The organism is Micromonospora sp. NPDC004551 (assembly GCF_040609975.1).
Taxonomy (GTDB): Bacteria; Actinomycetota; Actinomycetes; order Mycobacteriales; family Micromonosporaceae; genus Micromonospora.
The window spans coordinates 95,610-109,403 of sequence record NZ_JBEXLM010000024.1; the positions used below are offsets into that span (position 1 = coordinate 95,610).

11 protein-coding genes and 1 pseudogene are annotated in these 13,794 nt (G+C 68.0%); 2 read left to right on the forward strand and 10 right to left on the reverse strand.

Features of this window, described 5'->3' with window-relative positions; translation table 11 throughout:
- Window positions 1-1,209 precede the first annotated feature (1,209 nt).
- Entirely contained in the window at window positions 1,210-1,581 is a 372-nt protein-coding gene (locus ABZW14_RS25110; RefSeq protein WP_355350897.1) for a hypothetical protein, read from the forward strand.
- 21 nt (window positions 1,582-1,602) lie between these two features.
- Here the strand turns inward: ABZW14_RS25110 and ABZW14_RS25115 are convergent, their stop codons facing one another.
- The 5 genes from ABZW14_RS25115 to ABZW14_RS25135 form a co-directional block, all read right to left on the reverse strand.
- Window positions 1,603-1,818 (reverse strand): YbfB/YjiJ family MFS transporter, encoded by a 216-nt coding sequence (locus ABZW14_RS25115; protein ID WP_355350899.1) that lies wholly within the window; start codon window positions 1,816-1,818, stop codon window positions 1,603-1,605.
- Window positions 1,779-1,958 carry a hypothetical protein gene (locus ABZW14_RS25120; RefSeq protein WP_355350901.1) on the reverse strand — a complete coding sequence of 60 codons (180 nt, stop codon included), beginning with the start codon at window positions 1,956-1,958 and terminating at the stop codon, window positions 1,779-1,781. Before ABZW14_RS25120 ends, ABZW14_RS25115 begins: the two co-directional genes overlap by 40 nt.
- Before the next feature lie 143 nt (window positions 1,959-2,101).
- Window positions 2,102-2,884 carry an alpha/beta fold hydrolase gene (locus tag ABZW14_RS25125; protein WP_355350903.1) on the reverse strand — a complete coding sequence of 261 codons (783 nt, stop codon included), beginning with the start codon at window positions 2,882-2,884 and terminating at the stop codon, window positions 2,102-2,104.
- Between the two features lie 281 nt (window positions 2,885-3,165).
- Entirely contained in the window at window positions 3,166-4,407 is a 1,242-nt protein-coding gene (locus tag ABZW14_RS25130; protein ID WP_355350905.1) for an MFS transporter, read from the reverse strand.
- Window positions 4,408-4,597: 190 nt separating this feature from the next.
- Entirely contained in the window at window positions 4,598-5,800 is a 1,203-nt protein-coding gene (locus ABZW14_RS25135; protein WP_355350907.1) for an IS110 family transposase, read from the reverse strand.
- Window positions 5,801-6,229: 429 nt separating this feature from the next.
- Between ABZW14_RS25135 and ABZW14_RS25140 the strand changes: the two genes are divergently transcribed.
- A complete protein-coding gene (locus tag ABZW14_RS25140; RefSeq protein WP_355350909.1) occupies window positions 6,230-7,942 on the forward strand; it encodes a hypothetical protein in 1,713 nt (570 codons plus the stop codon).
- 726 nt (window positions 7,943-8,668) lie between these two features.
- Here ABZW14_RS25140 and ABZW14_RS25145 read toward each other — a convergent pair.
- From ABZW14_RS25145 to ABZW14_RS25165, 5 genes and pseudogenes are all read right to left on the reverse strand, one after another.
- A complete protein-coding gene (locus ABZW14_RS25145) occupies window positions 8,669-9,352 on the reverse strand; it encodes a hypothetical protein (RefSeq protein WP_355350911.1) in 684 nt (227 codons plus the stop codon).
- Between the two features lie 120 nt (window positions 9,353-9,472).
- Window positions 9,473-9,982 (reverse strand): hypothetical protein, encoded by a 510-nt coding sequence (locus ABZW14_RS25150; RefSeq protein WP_355350913.1) that lies wholly within the window; start codon window positions 9,980-9,982, stop codon window positions 9,473-9,475.
- Between the two features lie 319 nt (window positions 9,983-10,301).
- Window positions 10,302-10,704 (reverse strand): annotated as a pseudogene (locus tag ABZW14_RS25155) (transposase); the annotation flags it as partial.
- A gap of 439 nt (window positions 10,705-11,143) precedes the next feature.
- The gene (locus tag ABZW14_RS25160; protein ID WP_355350915.1) at window positions 11,144-12,046 is read right to left on the reverse strand and encodes a hypothetical protein; all 903 of its coding nucleotides are present in this window, start codon (window positions 12,044-12,046) and stop codon (window positions 11,144-11,146) included.
- A 340-nt stretch (window positions 12,047-12,386) separates the two neighbouring features.
- Entirely contained in the window at window positions 12,387-12,554 is a 168-nt protein-coding gene (locus ABZW14_RS25165) for a hypothetical protein (RefSeq protein ID WP_355350917.1), read from the reverse strand.
- Window positions 12,555-13,794 lie beyond the last annotated feature (1,240 nt).

The window sequence follows — 13,794 nt, forward strand, 5'->3', positions numbered from 1 at the left end:
AGCCCCACAACCGGCGGGGCTCCCCGGACTCGGCCCGGCTTGAACGGGCTGCCACCCTCTCCGTCTTGCGGGCGTGGTCATCCGGAGCCACCACGCCTTGGGCGAGGACAGCCGGATTCAACCAAGCGCAGCGGTCGGACGCCAAATTCCCGGCCAAGGCCCGCCGTAGGCGACCGGGAAGTGGCTTTGGCGCGGCCGGGGTTCTCGCGGTGTCTGACCGAGGAGATCCCGCCCGGCACATGCCGGCCGCTGATCTCCGAGGGTAGGCCGGGGTTCGGGGCGGAGCCTCGCTCGACTCCGCCGGTTGTGGGGTGCCATGATCGTGTCATGTCCGATAACCGAAAGGGCCATGCCTCGTAGGCGGCCTGTTCAGCTGCGCCCTAGCCCGTGGTTGGATCAGGGTGCACGCTTCTCATCCCTCCCCAGGATCTCGGGTAAGGGGCTTGCTGCGATTGCGCGGCTGGAACGGATCCGGTTGTGGCCGGGTGCCACGGCAGAGGCCCTGAAAGGGTGGGAGCACTTCGTCCGGGCCCCGGACCATCGGCTGTATGCCCCGCAGGACGGATGGGGCTGCGGGATTTGGGAGTGCTGCGGTCCTGATCCGGCTGAGGCGCGGAATGTGCTCGAAGTGGTGGCTCACGTCCTGCCGTCCCGGGATGCCCGGGTGTTTCGTCGGCGGCTTGATGAGCTCGACAAGCTTTGGTGAGCCGGCCGGCCCGGCCGCTGCCGGCCGGAGGTCGCCCGCAGACCGGTGCCGGGCCGGCGCGGCCCGCCTGCGGGCCGCCTTGATCCTCGTAAGAATCGGGAACTCTGGTGAGGGCGCCGGCAGTCGCCCGCAGTCGCCTGTCCGGTCTCGGGACCTGCGTGACACATCGGTATCAGGACCTGTGAAACTCCGCCGAGTGTTGGTGGAGCCGGGCCGCCGGGCAACGGTGCTGCGCCGTGGGGCTTTCGGTAAGCCCCACGGCGTTCTCGGAGGTCGGTACTGGAGCTGTTTCGGGCAGGCCTGGCGGGGGGTGCGGTATGCGCCGCCGAGGTTGGTACGGCTCACGGCCTGTCCGGTGGGGGCCGCCTTGGGCCTGGAGGTTCGAAGAGGATCAGGGGTGGCTGGTCAAGTGCCTGCGTGCCTGTTCAGCCCGTCCCTCGTGGTCGGCCAGGGCCGGCCTCAGCAGGACAGTTTGGCCGTACGGATGGCTGTACCGTCGCTGCGTGGAGCGCGATGAGTTGATCTTTCTGCTCGCCGGCGAGAGCCCGGTCAGCAACGCGTGTCTTGAGGCCCTTGAGCGGGGAGCGTCCTACCGCATCTGGGTCGACGTCGACGGCTTGGTTCCCGCCAACAACCTTGCGTCCACGTACAGGGCGCGGGAGGCGATTACCAGGGATCGAGGCATCCCGACGCTTGGGTTCGCGGCGGCTGTCGAGACGCTCCATGCGCTCGGGGAACAGCCTGTGCGACTTGGCGGTGTGACGCAGCTCCACCCTCCCTACTATTTCCAGCTCTTCCTGACAGCCGACGCGGCGTCAGTCCTCACGTGCATCGGTGTAGATCAAAGACATCAAAAGCAGGTTCGGTCTTCGTGACCGGCAGCGGGGCGCAGGTGTTCAGGCGCCGCTGACGGCGATGCCCAGCCCGGCGCCAGAAAAGTAGATGGTGATGGGTGCGGGTGAGCCTGCGGCGGCGGCGCCGCGTGAGGCGATCAAGCCTCCGGCGACGAAGACCAGGGCGCCGCCGACGCCGGCCGCTGCGCGTGCGGTGAGCAGTGCCAGGTATGCGCCGCTCACCGCGGTGGCGGCCAGGGCACCGCCGGTGAGCAGCATGCCGAGGCGGAAGGTCGTGGTAGGGCGCCCCAGCGCCGTGCCGCGAAGCCGGTGAGCGCGGCGCCGAGAAGGTAGGCGACGCTATTGGCGGTGGTCAGGGCGCCGGCTTGGGCGAGGCTCCATTGCAGATCGGTTTGCATGGCCAGCAGGAGTAGGCCGTAGGCGAATCGGGAGATCCCCAGGGCGGAGGCGGTTCCCAGGGCGAGTCGCGCGGTGGCCTGGTGCAACCTCGGGGTTCGTCGGGAGAGAGGCCGCGTGGTTCCGGCAGCGGTGGGGATCGGGCTCACGGGGTGGCGTCCGTCAGGTGCCGGTTGAGGAACGCGATCACCGTACGGGCGAGGGCGACTCGGTGGTCGGACAGGGCGTGGTCGGTGGGGAAGACGTGGTGCTCGAGCCTGGGGACGGGGTGGGCGAGGTAGGCGTCCACCAGTGGGCCGTGGTGGACGCCGACGGGGGTGACGCTGTCGCGGCTGGTGCCGATCAGCAGCACGGGGCGTGTGGCCAGCCGGGGTGCGAGACGGGCCAGGCTCCACGTGTCCCCCGCCTCCTCCATCTCCGTGACCAGGGCTTGGGCGCTGGTGCCGCGCAGGGGCAGTAGTTCGTCGGCCCAGGCGTCGAGGTAGGCGGCTCGCGTGGCCGGGTCGCTGCGGCAGGCGGCGGCGGCCGTGGCGAAGTCGAACCCGGCCACCGAACCGACGGCGGCGACGCTGGGATCGGCGGCCGCGGTCATCAACGCGCCGAAGCCGCCTGCGCTGTGGCCGATGAGCGCCAGCCGGTCCGGGTCGAGGGCGTGGGCCGTGGCGACCTTGGGCTGGCGTAGGTGGGCGACCGCGTGGGCGGCGTCCTCCAGCATGTGGGTCCACGACCAGGTGCCGTCCATCCCCCATGAGCCGCGGTAGTGGAAGACCAGCGTTGCGTAGCCCGCCCGGCGCAAGGCCTGCGCGAGGTCGAAGTTGCGCTCATTTCCGGGGAAGCCGTGTAGCAGGACTACGACGGGATGCGGGCCGGGGCCGGCCGGCAGGTGCAGGACGCCCAGCAGAGTGGTGCCGGCACTGTGAAAGGTCATTGGGACGGTGCGCGCGGCAGGTTTCTGGGTGTCGGACGGATCGGTAACGAGGGGGTCGGGCATGGCATTCCTTCGTAGATGGAACCGATCGGTTCGATGAGACGTTAGCAGAGCATCGAACCGACTGGTACCATCTCGCCATGCCCGTTCTCCCAAAGGCAGCACGCTCGACCCTGACCGCACCCGAGCGGCAGACGACGCCCGCGACGCGGCCCTCGCCCTGCTGAACAGCGCGGCCAGACGGCCCACCGACAGCCAGGCGGCCTGAGAAAGGACCGAGGCTAGGGGGCGAATCGCGAGCTCGCTTCCCGGCCGGCCGCGGCCAGGCCCGTGGACGCCTGAGGTGTGAACGCCGTGATCGTCCCGGCAACCCCGATGGCCGCCACGCTGATCACAGCCGTGGCCGGCCAGCCGAACCACTCGACTGAGGCAGCGCCGAAGGCGGTCCCGAGGCTTCCCCCTACGAAGTACACCGACATGTACGCGCCGTTGAAACGTGCCGGCGCTGCGGGCTCGATCGAGAGGACCGTGCTTTGGTTGGCCACCTGAGCGGCGAACAGGCCGGCGTCAAAGAGCGCCAAGCAGAGCAGGGCCACGACGGTGTTCGCAAGGCTGAAGCCCACTACGGCCGCAGCTACCCCAGCCAGCACCAGGCCCACGATGATGACGCGACGGGCACCTACGCGGTCTGTCCAGGCGCCGGCGACCTGGGTGGCGAAAATGCCCGAAAGGCCGGCCAGGGCATACAGGCCGATCCGCTCGGCGGGGTACGAGTACGGGGGTTGCGAGAGAGCTACGGCGAGGCCGCCCCACACCGCGCAGAAGGCGAAGAACCACAGGGCGCCACGAAGCGCGGCAACTCGGAGCGTCGCGTGCCGGACGAACAGTCCGGGAAGGGTGCGCAAGGTGGAGAGGTAGCCGCGCGCGGTTGTGCCGTGCGCGGCTGGGATCACCGTCAGGCAACACACAGCGACGAGCGCGGAGGCGACGGCGAAGACCAGGAGCATTCGACGCCAGCCGATCTCATCCGCGAGCCATCCGCCGACAATCCGGCCGGCAAGGATTCCAGCCGAGATGCCAGCGGTCACGATCCCCAAGATCGTCGCGCGCCGATGCGGCGGAGCCAAACGGCTGGCGACCGAGCTGAGGCCAGCGCCCACCGCTGAGCAGGCACCAACTACGGTGATCACCGGGCCCAGCGCCATCACACTGCTCACGGCGGCGCTCGCCGCGAGCGCTGCTGCCAGAACTCCGAACTGGGCTGCGAGAACCCGCCCAGGCGCGTATCGATCGACGAGTGGGACGAGCAGGCAGAGGCCGGCCATGTATCCGATCGGTCCGCAGGCGAGCGCGACCCCGACGGCGGTGATCGGCGATCCCAACGAGTCCGCCACATCGGCTATTGCTGGCTGCATCGGATAGACGGTCGCTGTCCCCAGGGCCGCCGCGATCGACATGAACAGCACAACGAGGCCGCCGATTCGAGGAGGGGTCCGGGCAGTGTCGGCAGGATCAGCATTCACCCGACCGACCGTAGGAAGAGGCAGCTTCGTGGTCTGGCGGGATTGGGACCTTATGAGTCGCTGCCCGAAACACAGCGACGTCGACTCTCACCGACACGCCCATCACGTCATCTGACCGGCCGATGTCAAGACTCATCTACAAACCGTGCCGGATCTTGTGTCGGCTCCGCCTGATTCTCAATGCTGTTTGTCAAGCGGCGAGGGTGGTTAGAGGTTGCCCTTCTTCGTAGGGTCGGTCGTCGCGCAACATGGCCCAGAGCACGTTTACGCGGCGCCGGGCGAGGGCGAGGACGGCTTGGCCGTGGCGTTTGCCCTGAGCTCGTTTGCGCTCGTAGAAGGCTTTTGAGGCAGGGCTGCGCTGGATGCTGATCAGCGCGGATGTGTAGAAGACGCGTTGGAGTTGGCGGTTGTATCGCTTTGGGCGGTGGAGGTTGCCGACGCGCCGGCCCGAGTCGCGTGGTGTGGGTGCCAGTCCGGCGTAGCCGGCGAGGTGGTCAGCGGATGCGAATACGTCAAGGTTGCCGCCGGTGGCGGCGAGGAACTCCGCGCCGAGGAGTTCACCGATGCCGACCATGCTGGTGATCACCTTGGCGTGGTGGTGGCGGTGGAATCGGTCAGCGATGAGCTTGTCCAGCTCGGTGAGCTGCCGGTCGAGGTCGATGACGGTGGCCGCGAGCCGGCCGACGAGCTCGCCGGCCATGGCCTCACCGGGAACGCGGACGTGCTGAGCCTCGGCGGCCTCGATCGCTGCCGTGGCGAGCTTGTTCGCGTGGCGGACTTTGCGCTCGCGGAGCCAGCGCTCCAGTTCCTCTCGCCCGAATGCGGCCAGAGCGGCGGGTGTCTGGAACTGGCTGATGAGCACGAGCGGTCCGCGGTTGGTGAAGTCGAGTGCGCGCTCCAGGGCGGGGAAGATGCCGAGCAGGCGTATCCGTAGCCGGTTGATGGTGCGGGTGCGATCGGCCGCGAGGTCGGCGCGATGGGCGGTGAGCATGCGAAGTTCAGCGAGCAGGGTGTCGTCGAGGTGCAGCTCACGCAGGTCACGGCGCATGCGGGCCTGGTCAGCGATGACCGCGGCGTCCTTGGCGTCGGTCTTGCCCTCGCCGCGGTAGGCACCGGCGATGCGGTTAACCGCCACACCTGGCAGGTAGAGGACCCGCTGGCCGCGCTCGAGCAGGAGCGTGATGGCAAGAGCGGCCGGGCCGTCGGCCAGGTCGATGGCCCAGGTCACCTTCTGCGCTCTGGCGAGGATTGCGGTGATCGCCGCAGTAAGTTCGGGTTCATCGTTGGACAGCCGACGCGACAGCAGCCGGCGCCCTTCGCTGTCGATGACCACCAGGTGGTGGTGGCTCTTGCCGGCGTCGATCCCGGCCCATGCTTGCTCGACCTGCTGCATCCGGCCCTCCCCCTGCTCGTGATCGGAATGCCGTCGACGCGCTCGCCGTCCATTCCCTACGCAGCGATCGATGTCGCAGATCTCAATCAGCGGTCACGGCGTCGTGGAGCACCGGGGTGGCCAATCAAGCGAAGCCATCAACGGCAGAAAACTGAAAGCCATGCCCCGGTGCCCCCGGCTGCCCGGACAGTACGACAGCCCGGACGATCAACAAGGTAGGGAAAACTGACCATCGTGTCCGCAGCCCTGCGTGACACCTCGATATCAGGACCTGAGTGAAGCTCCGCGGAGTGTTGGTGAAGGCGGTGCCAACGGCGAGTACTAGCCCGGCCGCTCGACGGTAGCGTCGAACCGGCGGCATGGTGAGAGGCATTTCGTGCTCCTTCCGGCGATGCGCTGTGCCGCCAGGATCCACGAAGCTGTCTGATAGTGGCCGAGGCGTTGCGTACCGTAGTCGGTCGTGCCATTAATGGCCGCGTGGGAGCCGGAAGGAGCACCACCGGCCGCCGTGGCCGCCCGTACCGGGCGGTTGCCGGACCGGCCGACCGGCCGCGCCTGCCCGCGCACCAGCACCGGGTGGGCTGGCTGCTGCGCGTCAACCGGTTGTACGGGCGGAGTGAACGGTGGCTGCGGTCGGCGGCCTTCGCCGAGGCGTTCCAGGGCGGCTGCTGGGCCGAGCGAGCCAGCATCTACCAGATCTCGCGCTGGGAGACGGCGGCAGTGGGTGCCCCGTACCTGGCCATCCGCCGGTATGAGGAGCTACTGGACCTGCCATCGCACCACCTCGTCGCGCTCGTGGACACCATTCACCGGGACGCGACGTCCACAAGGAAGGTATCGCCGGCGCTTGTGCGGTCGCCGGACCGGTTGGCCGCGTCGGACCGCCTCGACGAGCTCGTGGAACGGGCGGCTTCCTCGACGGACCTGCTGACCGGTGTCGAGTGGGACGAGCTGACGCGACGGTTGGCGGCCGCACCGGGGATGGTGATCACGCCGCACCGGGCGTGGGCGGACATCGCCGAGCGGCTGCTCAGCGAGACCATCGTCGCCGACGGGATCGCCTGGATGCAGCGCTACGAGGCGCTGAGCCGGCTCCTGGCACATCCCGTTGGTCAGCAGGCGGCGGTCGCGGCGTGCGCGAGTCTCGCGGCGGACCCCACGAACCAGGTATTCGTCGAGACGGTGAGTGTGCTGGATGCCAGCGACCATCCCGACGCGAACCGGTACGTGCTGCAACAGCTCGTCCACCCCACTAACGAGCGCGCCCAGTACGGTGCCCTGCTGGCGAGCGTCCGCAAACTGCGGTTCGGGCACTTCACCGACACCGAGATGCCTCGTCTGGTGGCGATCATTCAGGAGCTGACCTTCGATTCGACCCGGCGGGACGACATCCAGCCCCTGGCGGCCGAGCTGCTGCGTCGTCTGCCGAACACGATCTCGGCGGCGAGCCGTACCAGGCTGCAGGCGCTGGCCGCCGATCCGACCCTGGAACAAGTGCTGCGAGCCGGCCGGCTGGCCGATCAGGAGGCGAGCCAGCGACTGGTGGCCCGGCTCGCCGGGGCGGTAACGGCGGGGATGCCCCGCGACGTCCCACACTTCCGCGACGACGTGCTGCCAGTCCTGCTGGACGAAATGTTGTTCCACCCGGTGTTCGACGTCCGGCTGCTGGCGGCCATCACGGTCAGCGGCACCCCGTACCGCCAGCCGCTCGCCGCCGTTCTCGCCGCGGAGCTTGCCCGCCCCGCGGTCCTGGGCGCATCGGTCGCACCCGCCATGATCGAGGCGCTGCGGCTGGTCGGCGGAGCAGAGCAACGCGCGGTGATCGAGCGGTTGATCACTGCCAGCGGCGTGCCAGCGCGGATCACAGTCGCCTCGGCCCAGGCCATCGGACACGTCGGTGGGCGAAGCGAGGACCGATTCTGGAGGCAGGCCATCACATACCACGCAGGGCTCTGGCAGCGTACCCGGCGGCCGGCCAACGCAGCGGCGTTGAGTAGCCTCACCTACGGCCTGGGCATGACCCGCAACCGAGCCATGCTGCACCGGCTTCGCGCCGACGACCAGATGCCCGAGCAGGTCCGGGCCGCCGCCACCTGGTGGCTCAATCTGTCGACCGTCGTGTACGAGAGCGCCAACCAGTAAATCTCTCCCAACGGGCCGTCGCAGCGGGCCGCAGCTTGACCGGTGGCGGTCGGCGAGACTCGCCGGGGTGCACCCGTCCGTTGCTCCCCGAGCCGATCCGCACCACCCCCGACGTCGTCGGCGGCGTGGCCGCCAGGGAAGATGTGTCGATAGCGAGCCCCGCCGGTCCGCATCTCTCTCAACCACACGTGGAGCGCCCGGCGCCAGCAGACCAGCGACCCGCGCAGCCGGCTCACCATCAGCCACCACCGGCGTCGAACGGCACCGTCTCCTGGTCGGCTCCTGCGGCAGTTCTTGACCGTCCTGAGAGAGGTGCCAGCTGCTGGCGGCCGACGTCGACGAGCAGGTGCCGGGCATCGTCGCTTGACGTTCGGGGCCGACCCGCAGCCAGGCGCGCTGCTTTTGCTGCTTCGCTGCCTGACGCCTCGCTTACAGTTCTGGGCGCTTCGTCCGTCGGGGTCCGTCGGCATCGCTGGTCTCCAGCCACAGTCCAACGTCGGTTACTACTGGCCGTCTCCGTCCGCGCCGGTTGCTGCCGCTTGGCGGCTGGGCGGCGGCGCTCGGGTCAGTGGTCCTCGTCTTGCCGTCGCCGGCATCATCGCCGAAGCCCACGGCGCCGGTGTCGCATGATGCCGTCCGTTTAGGTAGTCGGGGCCTTCTTGGCCCATGGGGTCCCGAATCGTTGACGACGATCCGGGACCCGATGGCGGTCGTTCGGCTAGCCAGCTACGGACACGGAGATTTCGCGTTGTAGTTCAAGGGACCGGAGACGAAGCCAATAAAGTTCGTGGTGCTTAGGTTCGAGTTGTAGGGAACGTACCCCTTATTCCAACAGGCGTACTGGGTCGTGGCTCGCAGTTCGGTGTGGACGTGGGGGCCAGTCCAGCAGGAAGCCCCGCCCGGGCCCGGGCCACCTCCGTTGCCGTTGGCGAGGTTGGCCATGTTGCCGAGGTACGTTCCCCAGCGGCCGACCGTCTGCCCCACGTACAGGGAGCCGCTGCGGTCAAGATGCGCATACGTGACTTGCCCGTACGACGCGCCGTTGTAGAGGATCTCTACGGTGACCAGGTCGCCGCCCCCGCCGTACCGGCAGGCGCTGTCGTCGATAATTTGGGTGACCCGGGTGGTGACAGCGTTGTTGTAGGCGGAGTCCGACGGTGCGACGTATAGGTATGCCGGCTGCCCGGATGAGCCGTCAGGCGTGTAGAGATCCGTACACCAGTCGTTCTTCGGAGCGGCCTTGAACAGGCAGACGTGGCTCGACGGACTCTCGCCCCATCTCGCGTTGACCGGCGATCCGACCCAGATGAGCGGTGATTGGTAGGCGTATGCGGGCGCTGCAGTGAACACTCCGCCGAGGGCCGCAAGAGCCAGCACCAGGCCGGCCGCGACTCGCCTTTTGATTTGCATGATATCTCCTCTTGTGAACGGGTCACCCCATGTGGTGGATACATCTGCATTCAGAAGTTGGCGTTCTTCCTCCCTGGCGCGTGAGGGCTAGTGCGACGGACATCCCCTAGCACGAAGCCGCTAGACCGAGATCGTGATGCACGCGACGAATCGAAATCTCTCCACCCGTGGAGGTGACCAAGGGAAGGTGCCAGGGAAGCTCTTCCACCGGTAATACGAACCGCACACACCGCTGCCGGAAGGGACCCAGCGATCGATGGTGAACAGCGAACCGCGAGGGCAGCCCGTAGCGCTGGTGTACCAGACGCTTCCCGCCCATGCCTCGGTCGGGTCAGAGTTGTCACAGATCCATCCGGCCGTGTCGAGTACATAGATTGAGCCGACATACTGCGTGCGGTTGTTGTAATTCTTCGCGCCCGTGTTGACGGTGGTCACGAGGCCGGCTCCGGCATAGCCGTTGACCGTGTCAGCCGCGGCAGGTTGGACCGCCGCGAACGTCATTGCGCCGACGGCAATTACAAGTGCCGCGAACATGGTCGCAATGCGTCGCTTCGTGATCCGTCGTCGCCGGCTTGGTTCTTCCTGTTGGCTGACGGCCACCATTTTTGTCATTTCGATACCTTTAGCCATTTCGGTTCCTTTCTGTTCCCGCCGGGGCCGGTGCGCAACGAAGGATGGCGTCGAACGGGCGCGGCCAAATATCGAGCTCGCGCGGAATCGGCCTGCCTACGAATGTAATATTCCCCACGGAGATTGCTGAATCGAGTCTCCGCGTGGCAGAGGTTTGGAGTCGATTGGCTCACAGCCTGGACCAGTTGCTTGCGATCCGCACCGCCGCACACATGGCGTTCGCCTGCTTAAAGCATGGAGGTTGGCGTACTGCGTCCAGTCGCTGAACCTGTAGTTGCAGATCCCTTTCATCCCCGCTATGGACCGGTCGGCCTGCGGACAGGCGTCCTTCGAAGGCCATCTCGAAGGCGTTCAGGGCGGCTTTCCGACGCATGGTTGACCGCCGGCGGCCCTGCCCGGTCGGGTCCAGGCTTATCACCGCGAGGTAGACACACTTGAGGGCGGCGCCCTCGTTGGGGAAGTGGCCCGCGGGCTCGTACGGCTCGACGTATGTGGCTGTTGACGGACTCGATAGCGTTGGTGGAGCAGATGACAGTGCGGATCTCGGCGTCGAAGGCCAGGAACGGCACGAACTCTGCCCACGCCTGCTCCCACAACCGGATGACTGCCCGATACTTCGTGCCCCACGCCTGCGCGAACTCGGCGACGCGCTCCGGAGCGGCGGCCTCGGTCGCCGCTGTATAGACGGGCTTGAGAGCCTTGACGATGGCGTCCCAGTGCTGCCATCGCGGCGAGGGTGGTGGCGGCTCGGAGCGTGCTCCTGATCCGCAGCGTCTGCGTTGGGACCATGGTGCCCTCCCTGTGCTCGAGGTTGGGCCGACGAGAATCAGCATCCCCGTGTGCGACAGCCCAGGGCCGACTCGTTGCACAGAGTGGCTTCGCTTGCAATAAATCCGTTGGGGTTTGCGGGCGGGGAAGACAGGCGGCGTCTGCCTACCCCGACCAGGCAACAAGGGCCAGCACCTGCGCCGACTCGTACTGCCCCGTCAGGCCTCTCGCAGCTTCGCGGCTGCCGCACCCCGGCCGGCGGCGTCCGCAGCGCGGGCCAGCTCGTGCGCGGCGTCGGCCAGGCGTACGGCCTTCACGGCTGGCCTGCGGCCAGACGCGCCGGTGAGCGGTACGGCAAGTTTGGGACCTCGGCGCCGCATGTCCGGTGGCCGATCAGCGGCCAGCTTCAGGCCGTGCACGTAGGGGTGCTGCGAGGCTGGCGAACCGGCCGGCCGTGTTCATCTCGTTCGGCAGATCGAGGATGGGGCCGAGTGCTGCGGCCCATCCGTGGCAGAACAGTTGCCAGCCGTCGTGTACGGCCAACCCGTCATGAGTGCGGGCTTGCCGCAGCATGGCCAGGTCGCCCCGGTAGTTCAGGTCCCACACCACGGCGTTCGGTGGGAACTTGGCGGCTGGCGACACCGGGTTGCCAGGACGGTCCTTGCCGAGTCCGGTGGCGTTGACGACGAGCGTTGCGGGCGGACCGGACGCGACGAGGTGATCCCACGGCCCTGCGCCGAGATGTACCTCGAGGCGCACTCGCCGGGACTCGGCCCACGGACCGAGCACGGCCCGCAGATGCCGGCCAGCAGCACTACTGCGGTCGGTGAACACCAGGCGGGTCGGTGGCACGGGACGGGCAAGCAGATGACGGCCGAGCGCGATCGCGCTACCGCCGGCTCCCAGACAGACGACGTGTTCTCCGTCGGGCCAAATGTCATCGACGACTCGCCCGATCGAGATCGGGTCCCGGGCGAAGCCGGCCAGCCTGCCCGCCTCACGCCTTAGGGCGTTGACCTCGCCGCACTCGGCCGCCAACGGGTCGAGCCAGTCGACCAGGTCGCCCGCCTCACGCAGCACGGCCACCTTGTGCGTTGTGATGACAGCGCCGAGCACGTCATCGCTGCCGGCCAACTCGGTCATCAAGGCGCGGTACGCCTCACCCGGAGCGGCCAAGGGCACATCGCGACCGACCAGACGTACGTCAAGGCCGAGGTCGCCCATCCAGACCGGGAACGCCTCATGGATCAACGACTTGCCTGTCGACACCCCAACAAACCAGACCGTGGACGCCACCGGGCCAAGGGTAATCGTCAACCCGCAGTCATCCTCATCTAGGCGACCCACCAACAGCAGGCTGTCTGCGAACTGGTTGTGGAACAGATGACCGCCCTTGGCTGGCCGGCGGGCCGATGCCGGCCGGAGGTCGCCAGCAGGGCGGGGCCAGGCCGGCGCGGCCCGCTGTGAGGGCCACCTTCATCTGATAGATCAAGACTGGGGACCGGCAAGGTGAGCACATGGCGGTCTAGCAGCGGAAACACTTGCCGACGTCTGACACCACTCCCCCGCAACCCGCCGCCTCATGGGGAGTAGAGGCGGACCGCCACGTCGGGGCCGACGCCTGGCTCAGCCGATGTCAGGTCGACCGGTTTTCGTTGCGGGCGTACCCAAGAACCTCGTAGAGCCAATGATCGAAATACCGGTCCAACGCCGCGTCGTCTGCGAGGTCTAAAGCCAGCCACTCTTGTGCCGCACGAACCATCTCGAGGCTCGCCTGCTGCTCTTCCTCCGGCTTGAGTTCCACCCAGTCAGTGAGCGCCGCCCACTGGAGGTACAGACTCGTTCTCAGCGCGTCGTCGAGCTCGGGAGGCCCCAACTCATCTCAGAGGTCCACCGCCGCGTCGTAGGCACGGTCGGCAACGAGCATCCATCTAAGCAACTGGTTGATCTCGTCCAAGTCAAGCTCGGTGCCTTCGATGTAGCTGCTGGTCACGTTACGAGCCTTCCATCCGACCGCCGACTCGCAAAGATCAAGACTGCTGTCGGTAGGCGTCTGTCAGCGCGGGTTGAAATGTTCTCTCGTCGCCCCGCGTCGACCAGCCCACCGCTGGCCCTTGCTGACCCCTGCGTCGGGCACGGTTCGGGCACGCCGGCCCTAAGACTTCGTCTGCGGCTTGGCTGGAAGGCCCCATAGCTCAACGAGGCGGTCGTTGACGCCCGCCCCGCTGGACCACCACCCACCCCGAAGCCGGAACCCATGCGGGTGCGACGCCGCGTCAGCTGCCGAGGAGCCCTGGTCATCGCCGGTCAACGCATCCACGTCGGCAGCGCTCACGCCGGAGCAACTCACCGTCGAAGCCGCCGACACCACCTTCCGCGTCCACGACGGCGACCAGCTCCTCACCGAAGTCCCCCGCACCACCACCAAGCCCATCGCCCGGTTCAAGGCCCGCAAACCTGAACCACCCAGGCAGATCGCTGACCAGTCCCCCGCTACGTCGACGTGGCCGGTCCCGATGGCGAGGTCGATGTCGACGGCGAGGAGTCGGTGCAGGCCGTCCGCCGGTTGTCAGGGTCCGGCACCAGCCATTCGGCGACTGGGTCCCGGGACAGGGCGTCGACCAGCAGTGCGGTGACGGCGGGGACGTCGGCCGGGCGCGCCCGGCGTACGGGCATGGTCATGGCGGGGTTCACCGCAACGGCCGGTAGTACGGGTTGGGTGGCGGGAACGACGCGCGGATGCCGCCGTTGAGCTGGCCGCGCCACATGGGCCAGAAGGGTGGTCCGGCCCGATGTGGGCTGCATCGGCGGTCCGGCTTCATAGCCGTGTTGGACGTACAGGTCGCGGTTGTGGGGGTTGCTGGCCTCCAGGTAGGCGGGCAGGTTCTCGGCGTCCAGCGCTTGGTGCGCGTGGGCGAGCAGCGCCGACCCGTCGCCCCGGCCCTGCCGGGGCCGGGGGCCCCCGCGGTGGGGGGGGGAGGGGTGGGGGGGACGGGGGGGGGGGGGCGCGAAAAAAGCGGCGTGCAGGAGGAAAAAAGGCGCGT

Coding starts and splice junctions, on each gene's coding strand:
- ABZW14_RS25115 (WP_355350899.1), bottom strand. CDS start 1,818: ATGCTGCTCACCGGCGGTGCCCTGGCCGCCACCGCGGTGAGCGGCGCA.
- ABZW14_RS25120 (WP_355350901.1), bottom strand. CDS start 1,958: ATGCAAACCGATCTGCAATGGAGCCTCGCCCAAGCCGGCGCCCTGACC.
- ABZW14_RS25125 (WP_355350903.1), bottom strand. CDS start 2,884: ATGACCTTTCACAGTGCCGGCACCACTCTGCTGGGCGTCCTGCACCTG.
- ABZW14_RS25135 (WP_355350907.1), bottom strand. CDS start 5,800: ATGCAGCAGGTCGAGCAAGCATGGGCCGGGATCGACGCCGGCAAGAGC.
- ABZW14_RS25145 (WP_355350911.1), bottom strand. CDS start 9,352: ATGCAAATCAAAAGGCGAGTCGCGGCCGGCCTGGTGCTGGCTCTTGCG.
- ABZW14_RS25150 (WP_355350913.1), bottom strand. CDS start 9,982: ATGGCTAAAGGTATCGAAATGACAAAAATGGTGGCCGTCAGCCAACAG.